General features: G+C 61.2%; 19 protein-coding genes. 15 read left to right on the plus strand and 4 right to left on the minus strand.

The genetic code is table 11. From position 1 onward, the window contains the following. Window position 1: 1 nt before the first annotated feature. Complete coding sequence (locus AC0YKC_RS26450; protein WP_488513214.1) at window positions 2-1,009, minus strand: dihydroxyacetone kinase subunit DhaK; 1,008 nt, start codon at window positions 1,007-1,009, stop codon at window positions 2-4. A 197-nt stretch (window positions 1,010-1,206) separates the two neighbouring features. After that, window positions 1,207-2,034 carry a phosphogluconate dehydrogenase C-terminal domain-containing protein gene (locus tag AC0YKC_RS26455; RefSeq protein ID WP_488513215.1) on the minus strand — a complete coding sequence of 276 codons (828 nt, stop codon included), beginning with the start codon at window positions 2,032-2,034 and terminating at the stop codon, window positions 1,207-1,209. A gap of 850 nt (window positions 2,035-2,884) precedes the next feature. Here AC0YKC_RS26455 and AC0YKC_RS26460 point away from each other — a divergent pair. The 12 genes from AC0YKC_RS26460 to AC0YKC_RS26515 all read left to right on the plus strand — a co-directional run bounded on the left by AC0YKC_RS26460 (window position 2,885) and on the right by AC0YKC_RS26515 (window position 14,792). Further along, window positions 2,885-4,915: a conjugal transfer protein TraG gene (locus AC0YKC_RS26460; RefSeq protein ID WP_488513216.1), complete on the plus strand. Its 2,031-nt coding sequence runs from the start codon at window positions 2,885-2,887 to the stop codon at window positions 4,913-4,915. Between the two features lie 119 nt (window positions 4,916-5,034). Then, window positions 5,035-5,448 (plus strand): CopG family transcriptional regulator, encoded by a 414-nt coding sequence (locus tag AC0YKC_RS26465; protein ID WP_488513217.1) that lies wholly within the window; start codon window positions 5,035-5,037, stop codon window positions 5,446-5,448. After that, the gene (trbB, locus tag AC0YKC_RS26470; RefSeq protein WP_488513218.1) at window positions 5,445-6,413 is read left to right on the plus strand and encodes a P-type conjugative transfer ATPase TrbB; all 969 of its coding nucleotides are present in this window, start codon (window positions 5,445-5,447) and stop codon (window positions 6,411-6,413) included. The genes AC0YKC_RS26465 and trbB overlap by 4 nt, the downstream gene beginning before the upstream one ends. Before the next feature lie 11 nt (window positions 6,414-6,424). Further along, on the plus strand, window positions 6,425-6,736 hold the full coding sequence (locus AC0YKC_RS26475; RefSeq protein WP_488513219.1) for a TrbC/VirB2 family type IV secretion system protein: 312 nt from the start codon (window positions 6,425-6,427) through the stop codon (window positions 6,734-6,736). Beyond that, the gene (locus AC0YKC_RS26480; protein ID WP_488513220.1) at window positions 6,733-7,005 is read left to right on the plus strand and encodes a VirB3 family type IV secretion system protein; all 273 of its coding nucleotides are present in this window, start codon (window positions 6,733-6,735) and stop codon (window positions 7,003-7,005) included. Before AC0YKC_RS26475 ends, AC0YKC_RS26480 begins: the two co-directional genes overlap by 4 nt. Next, a complete protein-coding gene (gene trbE / locus AC0YKC_RS26485) occupies window positions 6,999-9,449 on the plus strand; it encodes a conjugal transfer protein TrbE (protein WP_488513221.1) in 2,451 nt (816 codons plus the stop codon). Before AC0YKC_RS26480 ends, trbE begins: the two co-directional genes overlap by 7 nt. Continuing rightward, window positions 9,446-10,171, plus strand: a complete 726-nt coding sequence (gene trbJ, locus AC0YKC_RS26490; protein ID WP_488513222.1) for a P-type conjugative transfer protein TrbJ — start codon at window positions 9,446-9,448, stop codon at window positions 10,169-10,171. The genes trbE and trbJ overlap by 4 nt, the downstream gene beginning before the upstream one ends. 36 nt (window positions 10,172-10,207) lie before the next feature. Next, a complete protein-coding gene (gene trbL, locus AC0YKC_RS26495; RefSeq protein WP_488513223.1) occupies window positions 10,208-11,530 on the plus strand; it encodes a P-type conjugative transfer protein TrbL in 1,323 nt (440 codons plus the stop codon). Beyond that, a complete protein-coding gene (gene trbF / locus AC0YKC_RS26500) occupies window positions 11,531-12,262 on the plus strand; it encodes a conjugal transfer protein TrbF (RefSeq protein WP_488513224.1) in 732 nt (243 codons plus the stop codon). After that, entirely contained in the window at window positions 12,252-13,280 is a 1,029-nt protein-coding gene (trbG, locus tag AC0YKC_RS26505) for a P-type conjugative transfer protein TrbG (RefSeq protein ID WP_488513225.1), read from the plus strand. Before trbF ends, trbG begins: the two co-directional genes overlap by 11 nt. Window positions 13,281-13,291: 11 nt before the next feature. Further along, window positions 13,292-14,509, plus strand: coding sequence for a TraB/TrbI/VirB10 family type IV secretion system protein (locus AC0YKC_RS26510; RefSeq protein WP_488513226.1), 1,218 nt, complete (start codon window positions 13,292-13,294; stop codon window positions 14,507-14,509). 13 nt (window positions 14,510-14,522) lie between these two features. Continuing rightward, window positions 14,523-14,792, plus strand: a complete 270-nt coding sequence (locus tag AC0YKC_RS26515) for a DUF2274 domain-containing protein (RefSeq protein WP_488513227.1) — start codon at window positions 14,523-14,525, stop codon at window positions 14,790-14,792. 123 nt (window positions 14,793-14,915) lie between these two features. On the opposite strand, the gene AC0YKC_RS26520 is transcribed toward AC0YKC_RS26515, so the two are convergent. Continuing rightward, window positions 14,916-15,173, minus strand: coding sequence for a hypothetical protein (locus AC0YKC_RS26520; RefSeq protein WP_488513228.1), 258 nt, complete (start codon window positions 15,171-15,173; stop codon window positions 14,916-14,918). Between the two features lie 30 nt (window positions 15,174-15,203). Further along, a complete protein-coding gene (locus AC0YKC_RS26525; RefSeq protein ID WP_488513229.1) occupies window positions 15,204-15,641 on the minus strand; it encodes a Ros/MucR family transcriptional regulator in 438 nt (145 codons plus the stop codon). A 612-nt stretch (window positions 15,642-16,253) separates the two neighbouring features. On the opposite strand from AC0YKC_RS26525, the gene AC0YKC_RS26530 reads away from it, so the two are divergent. Genes AC0YKC_RS26530 through AC0YKC_RS26540 form a run of 3 tightly spaced genes read left to right on the plus strand, consistent with a single transcriptional unit; the run spans window position 16,254 to window position 20,106 of the window. Next, window positions 16,254-17,627: a protein kinase domain-containing protein gene (locus AC0YKC_RS26530; RefSeq protein WP_488513230.1), complete on the plus strand. Its 1,374-nt coding sequence runs from the start codon at window positions 16,254-16,256 to the stop codon at window positions 17,625-17,627. Continuing rightward, window positions 17,624-18,778 carry an ATP-binding domain-containing protein gene (locus tag AC0YKC_RS26535; protein ID WP_488513231.1) on the plus strand — a complete coding sequence of 385 codons (1,155 nt, stop codon included), beginning with the start codon at window positions 17,624-17,626 and terminating at the stop codon, window positions 18,776-18,778. The genes AC0YKC_RS26530 and AC0YKC_RS26535 overlap by 4 nt, the downstream gene beginning before the upstream one ends. Continuing rightward, window positions 18,775-20,106, plus strand: coding sequence for a hypothetical protein (locus AC0YKC_RS26540; protein ID WP_488513232.1), 1,332 nt, complete (start codon window positions 18,775-18,777; stop codon window positions 20,104-20,106). The genes AC0YKC_RS26535 and AC0YKC_RS26540 overlap by 4 nt, the downstream gene beginning before the upstream one ends. Window positions 20,107-20,129 lie beyond the last annotated feature (23 nt).

Genomic DNA, 20,129 nt, shown 5'->3' on the forward strand with positions numbered 1-20,129 from the left:
CTCAACTCCGGAACATGGCGCAGTCGCAGGGATGGTCGATCATACGCTGCAATTCGTCATCGAGATGCATGATGGTGATCGATGCGCCGGCCATGTCGAGCGACGTGCAGTAGGGGCCGACAAGCGTCTTGTGAACGGCCAGCCCGGCTGCCTTCAAGCGCTCGGCGATCCGCGCGTTCAGGATGTAAAGTTCCATCAGCGGCGTTGCACCGAGCGAGTTGACCAGAACAGCGACACGAGCGCCGGCCGGCGCCGCCATTTCCGCCAGGATCGCGTCCATGATTTCGTCGGCGACCTCATTGGCCGAACGCAATGGTCCGCGCCGCACCCCGGGTTCGCCATGGATGCCCATGCCGATTTCCATTTCACCAACAGGAAGATCGAAGCTCGGCTTGCGCGTCTGCGGCAGGGAACAGGACGAGAGAGCCACGCCCATGGTGAAGGTGCGGTCGTTGGCGTGCCTGGCGATCCGCTCCACCTCGTCCAGCGGCATCATCATGTCGGCGGCCGCGCCCGCGCACTTGAAGATGAACACATTGCCAGCCACGCCACGGCGCTTTTGCCTTTGATCGCGCGGCGCCGACGCGATGTCGTCGGTGGTCAGCACCGTGCGCGCCTCGATGCCTTCCATCTCCAGCAGTTCTGCGGCCATGTCGAAATTCATCACGTCGCCGGCATAGTTGCCATACATGAACAGGACGCCTGCGCCGCCACTCGCGGCTATCGCCGCGTCGACCGCCGGCTGCGGAGGGGGCGAAGCGAAGACGTTGCCGATCGCCGCGGCATCCGCCAGTCCCTTGCCGACATAGCCCAGGAAGGTCGGCTCATGGCCTGAGCCGCCGCCGATGACCAGCGCCACCTTTCCGGTTCGCGGACCGTGCTTGGCGACGACTGCGCGCGGCGCATTGTCCGGGCGCCACAGATGCTCGGGATGCGCGGCCATGATGCCAGCCAACATTTCGTCCACGGCCGCATTGCCGTCATTAATCAGCTTCTGCGTCAGGCTCATGTATCCTCCTGCATCATTCCTCGGGCGTGAGATTAATGCGTTTGGCTTCTGCGTGGAAACGCTCTTCTGACCCAGCCGGAGGTACCAGCCCTCGAGCACCTCAGCGCGATGTTGTACTTTGCGTTTGCATGATCAGCGTGGCGACTTTGCCGGCCGACGCCAAGTCGCATCCTGAGATGGCACGACAGCGAAACGACTTAAGTGATGCGCTGGATACTGGCCGCGATCTCCTCCGGCTCGAACACGCGCTTCCAGTCGTCGCGCATCAGCACCGGCTTGCCGAATTCGATCGCCTTGTTGCAGGCGTCCGAGAACACGCCCTGGGTTTCGCCGAAGATGACCGCACCGAGCACATTCATATGGCCGAGCAGGAAGTCGAGCGCCGCCTGCCGGTCGACGCCGCGCGCCACGACCTCGTCGAGCGCTTCCTTCATCACGACGAGCAACGAAGCGCACACCGTCTCCGAAAGGCCGGGCTCGAGCAGCGCCATCTGATCGACCGTCACGCGATGCGAGCGCATCACCGGCGCCCAGATGATGCGGGCGATCTTTTCGCCCTTGGCGTAATCTTCCTCCGGCCCCTGCATTAGCGCGCTGACGATATGCTGCTTGGCCTTGACGCCGCCGAAGAAGTCTTTTTTGGCAGCCATGTCGGTCTCATCGTTGAAGATCGGCGGATGGCAGGGATGGGTGACGAAATAGGTCAGGTCCGAACGCTTCGGCAAATGGCCGGCAAAGGGGGCTGCCGCATCGAGCACCATCACCATTGTTCCCGGTGCCAGCTTGCTCTCGATGCCGGCGGCGACCTTGCCGATATGGGTGTCGGGAACCGCCAGGATCACCACTTCGGCGCCCTTGAGCGCCTCGTCGACGCTCACTGTCTCGATGCCGAGGCCGCTCTTCAGCCGCTCCTTGCCCGCTTCGCTGATCTCGACGTGGCGGATCACGTAGTGTGAGCCGCGAAAATTGGTCGACAGGCGGTAGCCCATTTTCCCGCCCGCACCGAGTAGCGCTATAGTTGTCATTGGCCGTCTTCCTCAGAACGCATGCAGGTTTCTGCTGTGATCACACTGCCGCAATATTGACAAGGAGAATCGCACATCGATTTTATCATTGCCTCTGCTCATTATTCGGCGTCGACCGCATCACCGGGCGCCCAGTGCGAGCTTTTTGGCCAACCTGAAAGAGCCGGCGTCTTGCGGAAGGACGCGCCGACCGAACAGCGCTGATTGGCTGAGTTCGATGATTTCGCCCCACGACACAATTATCAAGGGTCAGCCTTTCCTTATTCATGTCGGTGGCCCTAAAAGCTATAGCCAGCGAGGTAGGCTGGACCGCACCCGATCGGGCTGCGCGACCCCAACCAGCTGCCGCACGATGGGCGCTCATGTCAGCGCCAACAAAGCCGTTTCAGCGTCGATGCGACATTTCTACTTTGCAGAGATCGTGCCTGGCCGGCCAATGTCTCATTTCTCACTGACGGATAGCGCGGCATCTCTAAACGGGTTTGCCAACCCCTGACACAGCTAAGCTAAGAATTCCCAGATCGGGCAACGTAACTGTTGCTCCTGCCTTGCCAATCTCCCCGGGTTCGAGAGCGAGAGAGGGCTGCAGATTGGGGTACGATCTTGGTGGCGAGCGTGACCTGGGACGCACAGAGATATCTGAACGACGATCCTGGACTGTGCCGGCCGCAGCCCCCAAACGGCAAGCCGCGCATTGCCCGCCGTGTGGCATATAATGGCAGCCTGGAACTGTTGGGCGGAAGTGTCACTGCATAGCAGGTCATTGATAGCCCTCGATCGTATGTAGGGTGCATTCCAGTTTGCCGCGTGCCGCGCAAAGTTGATCCGCATTCACCCGCGGACCGAGCCCATGACAGCCACGAAGCTACTGGTTGGCCAGATCGCAGTGGTCTTCGCGATCGTCATTCTTGGCGTGTGGGCTGCAACGCAATGGTGCGCCCAAATGCTCGGCTATCAGCCGCAGCTTGGCGACCCATGGTTCATCGTGGCCGGCTGGCCCATTTATGAGCCGTGGAAGCTGTTCGAATGGTGGTTCCATTTCGACGCCTACGCGCCTGAGGTCTTCGACAAGGCGGGCGCACTTGCCGGCGCCAGCGGATTCCTGGGCTGTGCCGCGGCGATCGCGGGCTCTCTTTGGCGCGCGCGGCAGCGCGGCCTAGTCACAACCTACGGATCATCGCGCTGGGCCATTAAGCAGGAAATCGACAAGGCAGGGCTGTTTCAGCCGGCTGGTGTTTTCCTTGGCAAGCTGGAGGATCACTATCTGCGACATGACGGACCCGAGCACGTCATGGCTTTTGCCCCGACACGCTCGGGCAAAGGCGTTGGACTGGTTGTTCCGACGCTTCTTTCCTGGACAGGATCGGCCGTCATTCACGATATCAAGGGCGAAAACTGGCAGCTCACCTCAGCTTGGCGGTCGAAGTTCTCGCACTGCCTTTTGTTCAATCCAACCGATCCACGGTCGGCGCGCTATAACCCGCTGCTGGAAGTGCGCAAGGGTCCAAACGAGGTCCGCGACGTCCAGAACATTGCCGACATTCTCGTCGATCCGGAAGGCGCGCTGGAGCGGCGCAATCATTGGGAAAAGACGAGCCATTCTCTCCTGGTCGGCGCCATTTTGCACGTGCTCTACGCCGAGGAGGAAAAGACGCTTGCCCGCGTCGCCACTTTCCTGTCGGACCCGCAACGCTCATTTGCCGCGACGTTGCAGCGAATGATGACCACCAATCACCTTGGTGGGGCGGATAAGCCACAGGTCCATCCAGTCGTCGCCTCAGCCGCGCGCGAGGTGCTGAACAAGTCCGAGAACGAGCGTTCAGGCGTGCTCTCCACCGCCATGTCGTTTCTCGGGCTCTATCGCGATCCGACCGTGGCTGCAGCAACATCGGCATGCGACTGGCGCATCGCGGATCTGATGGATGCCCAACGGCCGATGTCGCTCTATCTGGTGGTGCCGCCATCGGACATCTCACGCACCAAGCCGTTGGTGCGGCTGGTGCTAAACCAGATCGGCCGCCGTTTGACCGAGCGCCTCGATGGCGATCCAAAGAAGAGCCGAAAGCATCAGCTTCTGATGATGCTCGACGAATTCCCGGCACTCGGGCGTCTCGACTTCTTCGAGACCGCGCTTGCCTTCATGGCAGGCTACGGGATCCGCGCCTACTTGATCGCGCAGTCCTTGAATCAGATCTCGAAAGCCTATGGCGAGAACAACGCCATCCTCGACAATTGCCATGTGCGCATTGCCTTTTCGTCCAATGACGAGCGCACCGCCAAACGCATCTCGGACGCGCTTGGAACAGCGACGGAACTGAGGTCTATGCGCAACTATGCCGGCCATCGGCTGGCGCCCTGGCTTTCGCATGTCATGGTCAGCCGCCAGGAGACTGCCCGGCCGCTGCTGACGCCGGGCGAGGTGATGCAGCTGCCGCCATCCGACGAGCTTGTGCTGGTTTCGGGATTGCCGCCGATCCGCGCCAAGAAGCTGCGTTACTACGAGGATCGGAATTTCACGGAGCGGGTACTGCCTGCGCCGGTATTGCGCGACGGTCCTTACGCCGACTGTCCTGCACCACGCCCGGACGATTGGAGTGGACAGGTTCGCAGCGTTGACCGCCGTCTAGCCGCCGACGACGAAGGCGCCGGCGCGATGATCGAAGACGAAGGTGGCGTCCAGCAGCAACGCCATCCCGGTTTGCCCGAAGAACAGACCGTCGTCCCCCAGGAGCCACACCAGGACGACCTGTTCAAGCCTGCCGACGATGACGGCGAGGCGCCCGCCGACAAGCGCGTCATGGACCGGATTTCCACAGCGGCGCGCGCCTATGGCCTCAACGAGGGACGGGGCGACGACAAGGACATCGTGCCCGGCTTCTGAGCCATTTCGCGGCTTGGGCGTATCTCGGCGTAGATAACGTCCATAAGCGATTTTGCGGATCTCGACGATGCTCGTTCCCGCCGCCGGCGCATCAGCGCCGGTCAGTCGGAATAAGCCGCATGAAGTCCCACCGCATCCGCCACCAGTTTCTGCTCGAGCCCGAATTGAGCAAAAAGCTGGAGACCCTCAGCCGCAATCCTTCGACCACCAAATCGGCGATCGTGGCCAAGGCGGTCGAGGCCTTCATCGAGCGGCGCGGTGAGAACGAGCTCGACCAGCGCTATGGCAAGCGGCTCGACCGTCTTTCCCGCGACCTCGGCCATGTCAGGCGCGATGCCGAGATGATCCTGGAGAGCCTGGCGCTCTTCATCCGTTTTTCGATCACGCTTCATGCCCACACGCCGGTTCCGGATAAGGCAACGCAGGCGATTGCCCAGGAGCGTTTCGACAAATTCGTCGAGCAGGTCGGCCGTCAGATTGCATCCGGCAAGCGATCGCTTGGCAATGACGACAGCACGGGAGGCGAACGATGAGTTCCCATCCTGAGGCCGACCACCGCCGCCGCGCCATGCTGCGCACCGCCATGGGGCCGGCGATCACCGAGGCGCTCGCCGATCCCACCGTCATCGAGGTGATGGTCAATCCCGATGGCGCGCTGCGGCTCGACCGGCTGGGCGAAGGTCGGGTCGAAACCGGCGTGCACATGCACCCTTCCGAGGCCGAGCGCATCATCCGCCTGGTCGCCTCTCACGTTCGCGCCGAAGCGCATGTCGACAGCCCAATCGTCAGTGCCGAACTGCCGTCGGGCGAGCGCTTCGAGGGCTTGCTGCCGCCTGTCGTTCTGGCCCCGTGTTTCGCTATCCGCAAGCCAGCAGCAAAACTCTACACGCTGGCCAACTATGTCGCCGACCTCATCATGCTGCCGCTGCAGGCCGACGCACTGAAGAAAGCGGTCCGCGAGCGGCGCAACATTCTCGTCGCCGGCGGCACGTCGTCGGGCAAGACCACGCTTGCCAATGCGCTCTTGGCAGAGGTCGCCGAATGCGACGAGCGGGTGATCCTGATCGAGGACACACGCGAACTGCAATGTGCCGCCAAGGACTGCGTTGCCATGAGAACGAGGCGGGGTGCGGTGACACTTGCCGATCTCGTGCGCTCGACGCTGCGGTTCAGACCCGACCGCATCATCGTTGGCGAGGTTCGCGGCGCTGAAGCCCTCGACATGCTGAAGGCATGGAACACCGGGCATCCCGGCGGCATCGCCACCGTTCACGCCAATTCGGCGCGCTCGGCGCTCTACCGTATCGAGCAACTCGCCCAGGAGGCTGTCGTCACCGTCCCCCGCCGCCTCATCGCCGACGCCATCGATCTGATCGTCTTCATCGCTGGGCGCGGATCCTCGCGCCGCATCGAGGCAATCGCCGAGGTCACCGGGCTCGACGGCAGTGGCGACTACGCCGTCACCCAACTCACGCTTCCGCAACTCCAACAGATTTGAGAGGTCACTTCATGCGCAAGAAGCTTCGCTTTCTTTCGTCCGCCGCCATGGCGTTTATCCTCACGGCACCGGCTTATGCGGCCGGCTCCGGCATGCCGTGGGAACAGCCGTTGCAGCAGATCCTGGAGTCGGTGCAGGGACCAGTCGCCAAGATCGTCGCGGTGATCATCATCATTACCACGGGCCTGACGCTTGCATTCGGCGACACGGCCGGTGGGTTCCGCCGGCTGATCCAGATCGTCTTCGGCCTGTCGATTGCCTTCGCCGCTTCAAGCTTCTTCCTGTCCTTCTTCTCCTTCGGCGGCGGAGCACTCGTCGGATGAGCACCGGAGAGCAGCAAATCGAGGGCTTCGAGGTTCCCGTTCATCGCGCGTTGACCGAGCCAATCCTGCTCGGCGGTGCGCCGCGGGCGGTGGCGATCCTCAACGGCACGGTGGCCGCCGCAATCGGGCTTGGCTTGCAGCAGTGGATTGCCGGTCTGGTGATCTGGATGGCGGGACACACGCTTGCTGTCTTTGCGGCAAGGCGGGATCCGGACTTTGCCAGCGTGCTTGTGCGCCATCTCCAGCAGAAGGGCTGGCTTGCATGCTGAATCTTTCCGAATACCGCGGCAAAGCCGACCGGCTTGCCGATCATCTGCCCTGGGCAGCACTCGTCGCGCCCGGCATCGTGCTCAACAAGGACGGCGGCTTTCAACGGACGTTGCGGTTCCGCGGGCCCGATCTTGAAAGCGCGACGGAAGCTGAGCTCATCGGCATTTGCGCACGGGCAAACAATGCGCTGAGACGCCTTGGCTCCGGTTGGGCATTGTTCTTCGAGGCCGAGCGCGTCGAAGCGCTGGGCTATCCGAGCTCGCGTTTTCCTGATGCAGCTTCATGGCTCGTCGATGAGGAACGGCGCGCGGCTTTCGAGGGCAAGGTTGCGCATTTCGAGAGCGTCTATCATCTGACCTTGGTCTTCATGCCGCCACCGGATGGCCAGGCCCGAGCGCAAAGCGCTCTCGTCGATCGGCATCACTCTGGCAGCGCCAGAGACTGGCGCCAGGAGCTGGTGCGGTTTCGCGACGAGACCGATCGGGTTCTCGATCTTCTCTCGGGTTTCATGCCCGAGGTGCGCGCGCTCGATGACGCCGAGACGCTGACTTACCTGCACGGCACAGTTTCGACCCGCCGCCATCTGGTCGCCCTGCCGGAAACGCCGATGTATCTCGACGGGCTGCTGGTCGACGCCCCGCTTACCGGTGGCTTGGAGCCGATGCTGGGCCAACAGCATCTGCGCACGCTCACAATCCTCGGTTTTCCGAATGTCACCCGGCCGGGGATTCTCGATGCGCTCAACCACCAGGAGTTCGCCTATCGCTGGGTGACGCGTTTCATCCCGCTCGACAAGACGGAGGCCACCAAGACGCTGACGCGGCTCAGGCGGCAGTGGTTTGCCAAGCGCAAGTCGATCGCCGCCATCCTGCGCGAGGTCGTGACCAACGAACCGGTCCCGCTCGTCGACAGCGATGCCGACAACAAGGCGCTCGATGCCGATGCCGCCCTGCAGGCGCTTGGAGGCGATCACGTCGGCTTCGGCTATCTCACCACGACGGTGACCGTGTGGGACAAGGACCGTGAAGCCGCCGCGGAAAAACTTCGCGCCGTCGAGCGCATCGTCAACGGGCTCGGCTTCACCACGATCCGCGAAAGCATCAATGCTGTCGAGGCGTGGCTTGGTTCATTACCGGGTCATGTCTACGCCAATGTTCGCCAGCCGCTCGTTCACACGCTGAACCTTGCCCATCTCATGCCGCTGTCGTCGGTGTGGGCAGGTCCAGCGGACAACGAACATCTTGCCGAGGTCACCGGATCAGTTTCGCCGCCGCTTCTTTTTGCCGAGACCAGCGGATCGACACCGTTTCGGCTTTCCACCCATATCGGCGATGTCGGCCATATGCTGATTGTCGGACCGACCGGCGCCGGCAAGTCGGTGCTGCTGGCGCTCATCGCTTTGCAGTTCCGGCGTTACGCCGGTGCCCAGGTCTATGTCTTCGACAAGGGCAATTCAGCCCGCGCGGCAACGCTTGCCATGGGCGGAGAACATCATGCCCTTGGTGCCGGTGGTGCGCTTGCTTTCCAGCCTCTGCGCAACATCAGCGACCCCGCTTCCCGAAGCTGGGCGGCGGAATGGATCACCGGCCTGATTGCCCATGAAAACGTCCCCGTCACGCCGGAGGTGAAGGAAGCGATCTGGTCGGCGCTTACCAGCCTTGCCACCGCGCCGGCGCAGGAACGAACGCTCACCGGCCTGTCGGTGCTGCTTCAGTCCAACGCGCTGAAATCGGCGCTTATGCCCTACACGCTCGACGGCCCCTTCGGCCGGCTGCTCGATGCCGATGATGACCGGTTGGCGATCTCGGATGTGCAGTGCTTCGAGACCGAGGAGCTGATGCATGAGGAAAGCGCCGTTCTGCCGGTGCTGACCTATCTGTTCCATCGGCTGGAAGAACGGTTCGACGGCCGGCCGACACTGCTGATGCTCGACGAGGCCTGGGTCTATCTCGACAATCCGCTCTTTGCCGCCCGCATCCGTGAATGGCTGAAGGTGCTGCGCAAGAAGAACGTTTCTGTGATCTTCGCGACGCAGTCGCTCGCCGACATCGCAGGCTCATCGATCGCGCCGGCTATCATCGAGAGCTGCCCACAACGCGTCTTTCTCCCCAACGATCGTGCCGTCGAGCCGCAGGCAAGAGCGGCATACGAGCGCTTCGGCCTGAATGAGCGCCAGATCGAACTGATCGCCCGCGCCACGCCGAAGCGTCACTATTATCTGCAGTCTCGCCGCGGCAACCGGCTGTTCGAGCTGGGCTTGGGGCCCATCGCTCTTGCGCTCTGCGGCGCCTCCGATCCGGCCACGCAGACCCTGACCGACAACCTCCTGGCTGAAGAAGGGCAGGGCAGCTTTGCCGCCCGCTTCCTCAGCGCGCGCGGCCTCGATTGGGCCGCCGAGCTTCTCCCGCAATTCCCTCAACCTAACAAGGAGCAATCGTCATGATGGGACGCCGCCTTCTCACCAGCCTGGTCACCGTTTCGCTGATCGCCAAACCGTTGGCCGACTACGTCCAGCCGGCCTATGCGCTCATCGTGTTCGATCCATCTAACTATACGCAAAACGTGCTGTCGGCAGCTCGCGCCTTGGAGCAGATCAACAATCAGATCCAGTCTCTGCAGAACCAGGCGACGATGCTACAGAACATGGCGCGCAACCTTCAGCGCCTGGATTTTTCGTCCGTGGGCCAGCTTACCGGGTCACTGCAACGGATCGATGGCCTGATGACCCAAGCGAGCGGCCTAAGCTTCGATCTCGACAAGCTCCAGGACCAGTGGCGCCAGCAATATCCGGAAAGCTACGATGCCACGATCAAGGTGAGCGACGTGGCGAGCGCCGCGCGCGAGCGCTGGCAGAACGCCATGCAGGCGTTCCGCCAGACCATGAGCGCGCAGTCGCAGATCGTCGAGAATGTCCGGACCGATGGAGACCTGCTCACTGACCTTGTCACCCGCAGCCAGGGCGCTGCCGGTGCGCTTGAGGCAAGTCAGGCGACCAATCAGTTGATCGCGCTCTCGACCAAGCAGCAGATGCAGATCCAGACGCTGCTCGCGACCCAGTTCCGGGCCGAGGCCGAGGATGCGGCACGCAAGGCGCAATCCGAGGAAGCCGCCCGCCAGACGACGAAGCGTTTCCTGGGCACCGGTACGGCTTATCCCGGCAACTGATCAGCAGTTCTTCAAGACAACGAGGAAGGCGGCGACATGAACGACCTCGGCGTCATCGATCGCTTCATGGAGACTTTTACCCGCTACATCGACAGCGGGTTCGGTCTGCTTTCGGGCGACGTCGCCTCCCTCACCACCATCCTGATCGGCATCGACATCACACTGGCCGGCCTGGTCTGGGCGTTCGGCGGCGAGCCCAACATTCTCGGCCGGCTTGTGCGCAAGGTGCTCTATGTCGGCGCCTTCGCCTTCATCCTGAACAATTTCAAAAACCTCGCCGACATCATCTACCGTTCCTTTGCCGGGCTGGGCATCAACGCATCGGCCGGCAATCTGTCGGCCGACAATCTCCTGCGCCCAGGCCGCATTGCCGCGGCCGGCTTCGAGGGCGCCTGGCCGCTGCTCAATCAAGCGAGCCAGCTCGTCGGTTTCCCCGAGATCTTCGGCAACGCGCTCACCATCTTCGTGCTGCTCCTGGCCTGGTTCCTGGTGCTGATCGCCTTCTTCATTCTTTCCATCCAGCTGTTCATCACCATCCTGGAGTTCAAGCTGACCACATTGGCCGGCTTCGTCCTGGTGCCCTTCGCGCTCTGGAACCGTTCGGCGTTTCTGGCCGAGCGCGTGCTTGGCAATGTGATCTCGTCGGGCATCAAGGTGATGGTGCTTGCCGTCATTGTTGGTATCGGCTCGACGCTGTTCGGTGAGTTCGCCTCCGCGCTGCAGGGCAAGGAGCCGGACCTGGCCGCGGCCATGTCGCAGGTGCTGGGTGCGCTGGCGCTGCTGGGCTTAGGTGTTTTCGGGCCTGGAATTGCCTCGGGCCTTGTTTCCGGTGCGCCGCAGCTTGGCGCGGGCGCGGCCCTTGGAACCACCGCGGCGGCGGCCGGGTCAGCACTGGTCGCTGGAGGCGCTGCCTTCGCCGGTGCGCGCATGGCGACCGGCGGCGGCCTCGCTGCCGTCCGTGTCGGTACGGCGATGGGATCGGCTGCTTCGACGGCATGGAAGATGGGACGAGCAACGTCGCCCGGGTCCGGCCTCCCCGGCGTAGCTGCCGGCCTGCAGGGCGTTGCGAGTGCCGCTGGCGACGCGGCGATGCGGGGCATGCGATCCGCAACAGAATCATTCCAGCGCAGCGCCGATGCCGGTCGCGAGGCTGCCTGGACAGCGACCGGCGGCACGCCGACCAGCACGATGACAGGAAGTTCCCCCGCCGCCGATCCGGCCGCCGTGCCGGCATGGGCGAAGCGTCTGCGTGCCGAACAGGCCGCCCGTGCCCATCGCCATGCCGCCACTCAGGCGCTGCGCGATGGCGATCACGGCGGAAGCGGCGCCAATCCCTCTCTCAACGACAAGGAAGACTAGATGCTCTTCAAGCGACCCGTTCAGCGTTACGGAAAGACGCCCGAGCCCGTGTCACCTTACCAGAAGGCCGGCCAAGTCTGGGACGAGCGCATCGGCACGGCTCGCGCCCAGGCCAGGAACTGGCGTCTGATGGCTTTTGGCAGCCTGGCGCTATCAACGGGGCTTTCCGGTGGGCTTCTGTGGCAGTCGATGCAGGGCCGCGTCGTGCCTTACGTCGTCGAGGTCGACCATTTCGGCGAAACCCGCGCCGTCGCACCGGCCGTCCAAAACTACCAACCGGATGATGCCCAGATAGCCTGGCATCTCGGCCGTTTCATCCAGAATGTCCGCTCCGTTTCCACCGACGCGGTTCTGGTGCGGCAGAACTGGCTGTCGGCCTACGACTTTGCCACCGACCGCGCAGCACTCTTCCTCAATGAATTTGCCAAGGCCAATGACCCTTTCGGTCAGATCGGTACGCGCAGCGTGTCGGTGCAGGTGACCAGCGTGGTCCGGGCGTCTGACGCCTCGTTCCAGGTCAAATGGACCGAGCAGGTTTTTGAGCGCGGCAGCCTCGCCACCACGACGCGCTGGACCGCGATCCTCACCATCGTGATCCGCCCGCCGAGGAACACCGATCAGCTGCGCAAGAACCCGCTCGGCGTCTTCATCAACGCCATCGACTGGTCGCGCGAGCTCGACAGTGCAGCACCGACATCCGTTTCCCCGAAGGAGCCCGCTGATGACAAATAAAGCCCCATCCGTCCGCGCCGTGTTGATCTTGTCGACGTCGGCTGCGGTTCTTTCGGCCTGTGCCTCGAAGCCGGCGCCGCCGCCTGAGATTTCCTATGACGCGGCCGACTTCAAACCGGCGGCAATCGAGAAGGCGCCGCAAACGCCGGTCAAGGTCGTCGAGGTGCCAAAGCCCTTGCCGCTGCCCGGTCAGCTACAGCCTGAGCCCCGCAAGGTCGCCGACGACAAGCGCTCGCCTGAAGAACGGGTCGCCGACGCCAACAAGGCGGCGACGCAGCAACCCACCAAGTTTGGCTATGTCAACGCGGTGCAGGTCTATTCCTTCGCCGATGGCGCGCTCTACCAACTTTACGCCGCGCCGGAGCGCGTCACCGATATCGCCCTGCAGCCAGGCGAGAAGCTGACCTCGGTCTCCGCCGGCGACACGGTCCGCTGGGTGATCGGTGACACAACGAGCGGCGCCGGTAACGACCAGCGCACCCATGTTCTGGTCAAACCCTTCGCACCAGGGCTTGCCACCAATCTGGTCATCACGACGGATCGGCGATCCTATCACCTCCAGCTGCAAAGCACGGACAAGACCGCCATGGCGGCGATCTCCTGGACCTATAGCGAAGACCAGATCATCGCGCTGCGCCGGCGCAACGCTCAGGCCGAGGCGGCCATGCCCGTGGCGTCGAGCGTCGCCCTCGAGAATATTCGCTTCCGTTATGCGATCAGCGGCGACACGCCGCCCTGGCGCCCGAAGCGCGCCTTCGACGATGGCAGCAAGGTCTATATCGAATTCCCGGGACGCATCGACCAAGGCGAGGCGCCGCCGCTCTTCATCGTCGGTGCCGATGGCGACAACCAGCTCGTCAACTACCGCATGCGCGGCAACTACTACATCGTCGATCGCCTCTTCGCTGCGGCCGAGCTCCGTCTCGGTACCAAGCAACAGCAGGTGGTGCGCATCACGAGAACCGACGGCCGGCAACTGCCCCGGCGGACATCGTTGTTTTCCCGTTTCGGCAGATGAGGGGAGCGCTCATGACCGACACCACTCGCCCCAATATCCCGCCGAAGCTCGATCCCGAACAGCTTCAGTTGCGCGCCTCGCCGCGCCGAGCCGTGCGGTTCAGGCGCGGCATAATCGTCGCGATCGCAGCTGTTGGTTCCGGCGCCATCGTTAGCGTCACCATGATGGCGCTGCAACGACCGGCACTGCGCCTGGAGCAACAGGCCGAAGAGCTTTACAACACCGACCGCAAGCCGACCGCCGAGGGTCTCGAAGGGCTGCCCAAGGACTATTCCGGGATCAAACCAAAACCCCCTTTGCTTGGACCGCCGCTGCCTGGCGACCTCGGCCGTCCGATCCTCGAGCATCAGCGCCAACTTGGCATCGCACCGGGCCAGGAGGTTTCCGCGGAGGAGCAGCGGCTTGCCCAGCAGGCGATTTCGGCGCGCGAATCGCAAGTTCTCTTCCGCATCGAAAGCCGGCCCCGGCAAGCTGATGCCGCCGGCAATGGGCAGGGCGGGCGTTCCCCCTTTGAGGCGACGTCTCCGCAGCCCGATGCCGAAGGTGCGCGAGCTTCGGTCGCGCCGGCCGAAGGCGACCAGAACAACCAGCAGCGCAAGCTCGATTTTATCAGCCAGCGGGGCATAGGCGGGATCTACAATCCGCATGCGTTGCAGACGCCGGCCTCGCCCTATCAGTTGATGGCCGGCAGCGTGATCGCCGCAAGTCTGATCACCGGCATCAATTCCGATTTGCCGGGCTTGGTCGTCGCACAGGTCACCGAGAACGTGCACGACAGCGTCACCGGTACCATCCTTCTGATCCCTCAAGGTTCTCGTATGATCGGCACCTATGACAGCGTTGTCGCCTTTGGCCAGAAACGTGCGCTGCTGGTCTGGCAACGCATCGTTATGCCCGACGGCTCATCGATCGAAATCGACAATCTGCCGGCGACCGACACTGCCGGTTATGCTGGACTGGAGGACATGGTGGATTTCCACACTTGGCAGCTGATCAAGGGGGTTGCGCTCGCCACATTGCTGGGCGTTGGCACCGAGTTGAGCTTTGGGGAAAACGAAAGCGACTTGGTCAAGGCAATTCGTGAATCCACCCAGCAGAACGTCAGTCAAGCCGGCCAGCGCATCACTGAAAAGAACCTCAACATTCAGCCCACCATTACCGTCCGCCCCGGTTGGCCGTTGCGCATCATCGTGCATAAGGACCTCGTGTTGCGGCCATACACGGGGTGAACAGGAGGCGTTCATGGCGAACCTGAAACTCGGCAAGCTTCCGGACCGCACACCGTCCAAGATCACCATCACCGTCAGCGCCGATCTAAGCCAGGCGCTGAACGATTATGCCGCACTTTACCGTGAGACGTATGGAGAGTCCGAAACCGTGGCTGAACTGATCCCCTTTATGCTGGTCGGGTTCCTGGAGGGCGACCGGGCGTTTGCCAAGGCGAGGAAGGAAGGTCTGCCGGGCGGAGCCGGCGTGTCGGAGAAACCACGAAGGCAATCAGCTTCAACATAGACAATGCGTAGCAGGGGCGGCTCGGCTTGTCTGAGTAGAAATACAGCTGATAACGGCAGCACCGGGAAGTTTCCTGAGCGCAATGCTGCTGTCGTTTGACCCGCACCCTGATAGTGGACCGCTCTAATGACCTTTCTTGAGCTGACTAGCCAGAGACGCGTCTTTCAGCTGCGAGAAAACCGCGAGCCAAAAGCGAGAATCGCGCTCGCGCCCGTCAAAATGCGCCGTGAATGCGCAATGAGCCGTGGCGGTCGACGCGTCCGACCCATAGATATCGAGGGCGGCTTTGGCCGCCTCATGTGGGGTTGCAAAATCCCAAAGCGTCAGACCGGCACGGTCCGGTGCACCAGTGCCGATATGGTCACGGTGATTCCCTGGCACGCCAACGATCTCCGGTTCCCCTATTTGCTCTTAGGCTTTGGCCTTGCGTTTCGGAGTGGAATTCTTGGCCGGGGCAGCCTTCCTTCCCAACCCCAACGATTTTGCCAGCGCCGATCGGGTAGCCGAATAGTTTGGAGCGACCATGGGATAGTCCTTCGGCAGGCCCCACTTCGCCCTGTATTCATCGGGCGTCATGCCATGCCGGGTTGCCAGATGGCGTTTAAGCGACTTGTATTTCTGACCATCCTCAAGGCTGATGATGTAGTCCGGGAACACGGACTTCTTGGGATTCACTGCCGGCTTTGGGGTGGTTGGTTCCTCCGAACTTGGCTTGTCAATATTAGACAATGCCGAATTCACACTGGCAATCAGATCGGGCAACCCAGACACTGGAACAGCGTTTTTCTGGACATAGGCGGAAACGATATCCGCAGTAAGCTCGATCAGATTATTAGCTTCTTCAGACATAGTCGTGCTCCTAGCTTGAAACCATTAGCTCATATCGCTCATTCCGCAAATGCGCAACCAACCCGTCCAGGCGATAACCGTTGTCTGACACTACTGCTGCCCCCTTTTTTGGTCTGTTTCTTTTCACATCGGGGTACGATTTCGACGTCACGGTGCTGACACGATGCGTGCGACGGAAAATCACTGCGATCATTCGGCGGGGGTGAAGATCTGGAGTAGACTGGCAGCTTCGCGCCTGCTCTCAGTCGTTCCGAGTGCCCTCGACTGTTCCCGAAAGCTGACACACAAAGCCGCTTAGAACGCGGTAAGCAATCTGCGATACTCACTGTAACCTACCTTCGGTGATCGAGCAGTTCGCTATTTACGGCAAATCTATCTCGTTATATACGAGTCTCTACAACGGGCCGAGTGGATTTGTGCTGGAGTCGCGAGGGCGATAGGGCGTTGACCGCGCCGCCGCCCAGGGTCCTCACCCGATTAGAATATCTGTTGGACCTTATCGGTTCTAATTATTCGCGCGCGATCGGCATTTTTTTACCACTATTGAACTGTTGGGCTCAATGCTCAATCAATAGAATCAGAAATACTGACACGCGCTGGGGGAGGCTCTGAGTGGATGAGATCAAAGCGAGGGAATGGGAGGTCAAATTTCGCGGCCAGGCGATCGAGGGTTGGACTGTCGATTCCCTGATCGACCACGGGAAATCGGCTGCCGTATTCAGGGCAGTAAGCGATTGTCCTGGAAAACTGGCCGCCCTCAAGATCTTCGACGATGAACTGATCCAGCGCTACGGGGATGAAACGCAGCTAAAGCGGATCGGCCGTGAACTTGGCCTGATCGGGAAACAGCACCCAAACATGGTCGAAATTCTCGGCGGCGGCTTCCATGCCGAGAGCAATAACCATTACATCATCATGGAGTATCTCGACGGTCCGAGCCTCAACAAATGCCTTTCCAAGGTGCCGGACGGGAATATTCCAGGCCTGATCGATCAGCTCGTTTCCGCCTGCGAATTTCTTGAGGCAAATGGTCTCGCGCACCGCGACATCAAACCGGCAAATATCGTTCTTCTGGAGGATATGAGTCGTGTTGTGCTGCTAGATTTCGGTGTGCTGAAGCCGATCGGAGAATCTGGCCTTACCGACGTCGACGGCCAACGGCTCTTCGTAGGGACTTTGCAGTACAGCTCCCCAGAATTCTTACTCCGCGATGAAGAGGACAATCAGGAAGGATGGCACGCGCTTGCAATATATCAGGTCGGCGCTGTGCTGCACGACCTGATAATGCGCCGTCCGATATTTGATGAATTCGTCAATCCATATGCCGCACTCGTCAATGCGGTCCAGCATGAGCAACCAAATGTGGCAAGCGAGGCTCTCCCGTCCTACCTTGTCGATGCCTGCCGCATGGCGCTGGTCAAGGATCCTGAAAGGCGCCTGGCGCTCGTCGATTGGGACGCGTTTCGCCCCCCCGTCGTAACGTCGGTTGCAGATGATGCGCGACAGCGGATTGGTAAAAGGCTGCTTCTCGCGGACGCGCAGACGGAACTCACCGTTGGCGAGGGGCCGGCTTCGGCGGAGTTGCTTGAAACCGTCGTCGAAGGGCTGAAAATCGAGTTGCGTCGCATTCGGCAGGCCAATGCCAGTATTATGCCGCCGTTGATTGTAACGAGAGGACCGAAACGCGCGCCGATCCTTAACATCAAAATGAGTGCATCAGCCGAATTCGGCTTGGCGAACGATCTGTATATGGAAATCGTGGTCGTGGTGATCGACGTGGAATCCCAAGCTGTGCATCTGCAAGCAAAAGCCTTCGCGGGCGCCGCGACAGCGGCCGAGCCCCCGGAACTCCGGAGCATATTCAAGGGACCCTACAACTCTGCCACGATAAGCGGCAAAATTGAAGCGGCGATGATCGTGGCATTGGATCAGGCCCAGGGCGGGGCGGTCGGCCAGCTCGACCTCGCCGGCGTGGGAGTCGAATGATGGAAGCGTCATGGTGGAAAAGCGTTAGCGAACTCGACGACGATCAGAAAAAGGTGATCGCGCTCGACGAGGATGAGGATCATTTGATTGTTGGCCCCCCCGGGTGCGGAAAGACCAATTTGCTGCTCCTCCGGGCCAGTTACCTCCACGCCAAGGGTGTTACCAACATCAAAGTTCTGGCGTTTGGACGGGTGTTGAGAGAGTTCATTTCGGCGGGGACCGAGCACTATCCCTTCGCTGCCGACAAGATACAGACCTTTGTGCGCTGGGCGTATGAGGTATTGGCCGCGAATGGCATCAAGGTCGAGGACAGCGACGACTTTGATCAGATTCGGGCCCGGCTGTTCGCCGGCCTGGCGAATGTCGCTGCCAAAGGCGCCGCGGAAAATGTCTTCGACGTTATCCTTTTGGATGAGGCGCAGGACTACTCCGCGGAAGAAGCCGAGCTTATCCGTTCCTTTGGCGCGAGAGTGTTTGCGGTCGGTGATAATAACCAGCGCATCACCGATCAGTCCGGCGCGCTTCAGAGACTGGAGGAACTCGGGGCGACCCGCATTGACCTGCAGCATCACTATCGCAACGGCATTAAGATTTGCCGGGTTGCCGATGGGATCAAGAATCTGCTTGACGACGCGTCAGGGATGGAGGCCACATCAAACTATGACGAAGCCAGTTTCCCATCCACCGTCGATGTCCTTGGGGGAATAGATCTCCCCACGCAGCTTGCCGAAGCAATCCCTCGCATCAAGGTTCAAATGCAAGCCTATCCAGGCGAGATGATTGGGATCCTTTGCCCGCGAGCTGCCGAATTAAGCGAGGTCGTGGAACTACTGAGCAAGAGCGAGATCGCTGGAGATATCCAAATTCAGCGTGCGGGCGCGTACGACGCCATATTGGCCGATCGGCCGGTCATCGTGACCACAGTGCAGGGAGCAAAGGGACTAGAATTTCGCGCCGTGCACATGGTCGCCGGCGAGATGCTCAAACGCTATCAGACGCAGAGAAATTTGACCTACACTGCCGTGACGCGCGCTAAGACCACGCTAGTCGTTTATCACAATGCTGGCCTCGCGGGTTATTTCGAAAAAGGCTTGAATGCTTGTGCGATCACGAAGCCCGTTGAACCGAATTTGAAGGACCTTTTTCTATGACATCGATCGAAAGGGTCCGCCTAAACCGTGAAGACTTTGTCAGTTGGCTGGGCAAAGCCGTTTCCGGCGCTGCAACGATGCCGCGAGCTTCGAACGCCGGGACGGATAAGCCGACCGACGTCACGCTCGTCGCGCCACAGGGAGGGGCAAAGGCTTCGCCGGTCGTCTGTATCCCGCAAGCGCAGATGCACGACTTATTTGCCTTCTTGTCCACCTACACGAAGGTGCGACCGTTTTCTGCTTTTTTCCGTGTCCTACCGCTGGAGATGATTTCGGTGCTGGAGCGCGGCGATGCAATCGTTGAAAACGAAATTAGTGTCGCGAAATGCGTGGCCGGTGCCGCAATGGCCGAGGCGTGGATTGTGTCGGCGCGCGAATCTGACCGTCCCAAGAACGTCTTTCCGCTGCTGCTTGCATCGTTGTCCTCGGCGCTCGGGCAAGCGGTGCTCGCGGGCTACGACCAGGATGCCAGAGACTGGATTGTGAGCGAATGGATCGAGCTGCGAAAGCAACCGAGCCATCCATTTCGCACCCAGGATATCGATGGAACTAGCCTTGCCTGGAAAACGATGGGCTCGGCGGTCAATTCATCGGAGGCGCCCAAAGGAAGAGATGCTGATCTGATAGTCCATTTCCTCTCGGACGCCGTCGCTGCAGGCACAATCCAACCAGCGATGTTGCGTGTCGTAGCGCCGCTGTCCAGCGGCGTCGACTTTGAGACCTTGATCGCCGCGCCGCGCGAGGTGCGGATCAATCGCTTCAACGAAATCGTTTCCGATCTGAAGCGCCGTAGTGATCGAGGTCTTCGATCCGAATTCTTGGCAGGTCTCATGCTGGCAATTGCCGGCAATGGATCTTTCGACCTCCTCCGCTCCGCGCGCGATTTCGATGGCTGGCTGGACGGAGCCACAACCTGGTTTGGGATTTGCGCGGCCCTTTTCGACGAAGGCAATCTTCTGACCTATGGCAATTCCGCCGGCCGACGGATGGTCCGTGATATCATGGCCCGCGAACACCCGTTCGAAACGCCGCGCGCCGACATTAACTCGAGCGAGTATCGGTTTTTGTCATTTGGAGAGGCGCTCCAGTCGACAACGAACGCACCGAACTCACTTGACGTCGAGCTACTTCCGAGTGTGGTCAGCCGTGTCAGTGCCGTGACACCACAAGACAGTGAGCGGAGGCGGGACGAGGCAGAAATGCTGCTCAAGAGCCTGGACGAGGCGGGTTACCTGATCGATCGAGCTCGTCATGTGGCACTCGGCCTCGCAAATGGCAACCGGCATACGGCGCTATATAAGCCCTCGCGCCGTGGACGGCCGCGATAGGGAAGTAAGCCAAACTGCAGTTC

Source organism: Mesorhizobium sp. CNPSo 4661 (assembly GCF_057784215.1).

What these genes read in the sequence shown, in the direction of transcription:
- trbL (WP_488513223.1), top strand. Translation starts at nt 10,208, where the DNA reads ATGAACGACCTCGGCGTCATCGATCGCTTCATGGAGACTTTTACCCGC.
- trbB (WP_488513218.1), top strand. Translation starts at nt 5,445, where the DNA reads ATGAGTTCCCATCCTGAGGCCGACCACCGCCGCCGCGCCATGCTGCGC.
- AC0YKC_RS26540 (WP_488513232.1), top strand. Translation starts at nt 18,775, where the DNA reads ATGACATCGATCGAAAGGGTCCGCCTAAACCGTGAAGACTTTGTCAGT.
- AC0YKC_RS26460 (WP_488513216.1), top strand. Translation starts at nt 2,885, where the DNA reads ATGACAGCCACGAAGCTACTGGTTGGCCAGATCGCAGTGGTCTTCGCG.
- AC0YKC_RS26535 (WP_488513231.1), top strand. Translation starts at nt 17,624, where the DNA reads ATGATGGAAGCGTCATGGTGGAAAAGCGTTAGCGAACTCGACGACGAT.
- trbG (WP_488513225.1), top strand. Translation starts at nt 12,252, where the DNA reads ATGACAAATAAAGCCCCATCCGTCCGCGCCGTGTTGATCTTGTCGACG.
- trbE (WP_488513221.1), top strand. Translation starts at nt 6,999, where the DNA reads ATGCTGAATCTTTCCGAATACCGCGGCAAAGCCGACCGGCTTGCCGAT.
- AC0YKC_RS26455 (WP_488513215.1), bottom strand. Translation starts at nt 2,034, where the DNA reads ATGACAACTATAGCGCTACTCGGTGCGGGCGGGAAAATGGGCTACCGC.
- AC0YKC_RS26525 (WP_488513229.1), bottom strand. Translation starts at nt 15,641, where the DNA reads ATGTCTGAAGAAGCTAATAATCTGATCGAGCTTACTGCGGATATCGTT.
- AC0YKC_RS26465 (WP_488513217.1), top strand. Translation starts at nt 5,035, where the DNA reads ATGAAGTCCCACCGCATCCGCCACCAGTTTCTGCTCGAGCCCGAATTG.
- trbF (WP_488513224.1), top strand. Translation starts at nt 11,531, where the DNA reads ATGCTCTTCAAGCGACCCGTTCAGCGTTACGGAAAGACGCCCGAGCCC.
- AC0YKC_RS26475 (WP_488513219.1), top strand. Translation starts at nt 6,425, where the DNA reads ATGCGCAAGAAGCTTCGCTTTCTTTCGTCCGCCGCCATGGCGTTTATC.
- AC0YKC_RS26450 (WP_488513214.1), bottom strand. Translation starts at nt 1,009, where the DNA reads ATGAGCCTGACGCAGAAGCTGATTAATGACGGCAATGCGGCCGTGGAC.
- trbJ (WP_488513222.1), top strand. Translation starts at nt 9,446, where the DNA reads ATGATGGGACGCCGCCTTCTCACCAGCCTGGTCACCGTTTCGCTGATC.
- AC0YKC_RS26515 (WP_488513227.1), top strand. Translation starts at nt 14,523, where the DNA reads ATGGCGAACCTGAAACTCGGCAAGCTTCCGGACCGCACACCGTCCAAG.
- AC0YKC_RS26510 (WP_488513226.1), top strand. Translation starts at nt 13,292, where the DNA reads ATGACCGACACCACTCGCCCCAATATCCCGCCGAAGCTCGATCCCGAA.
- AC0YKC_RS26480 (WP_488513220.1), top strand. Translation starts at nt 6,733, where the DNA reads ATGAGCACCGGAGAGCAGCAAATCGAGGGCTTCGAGGTTCCCGTTCAT.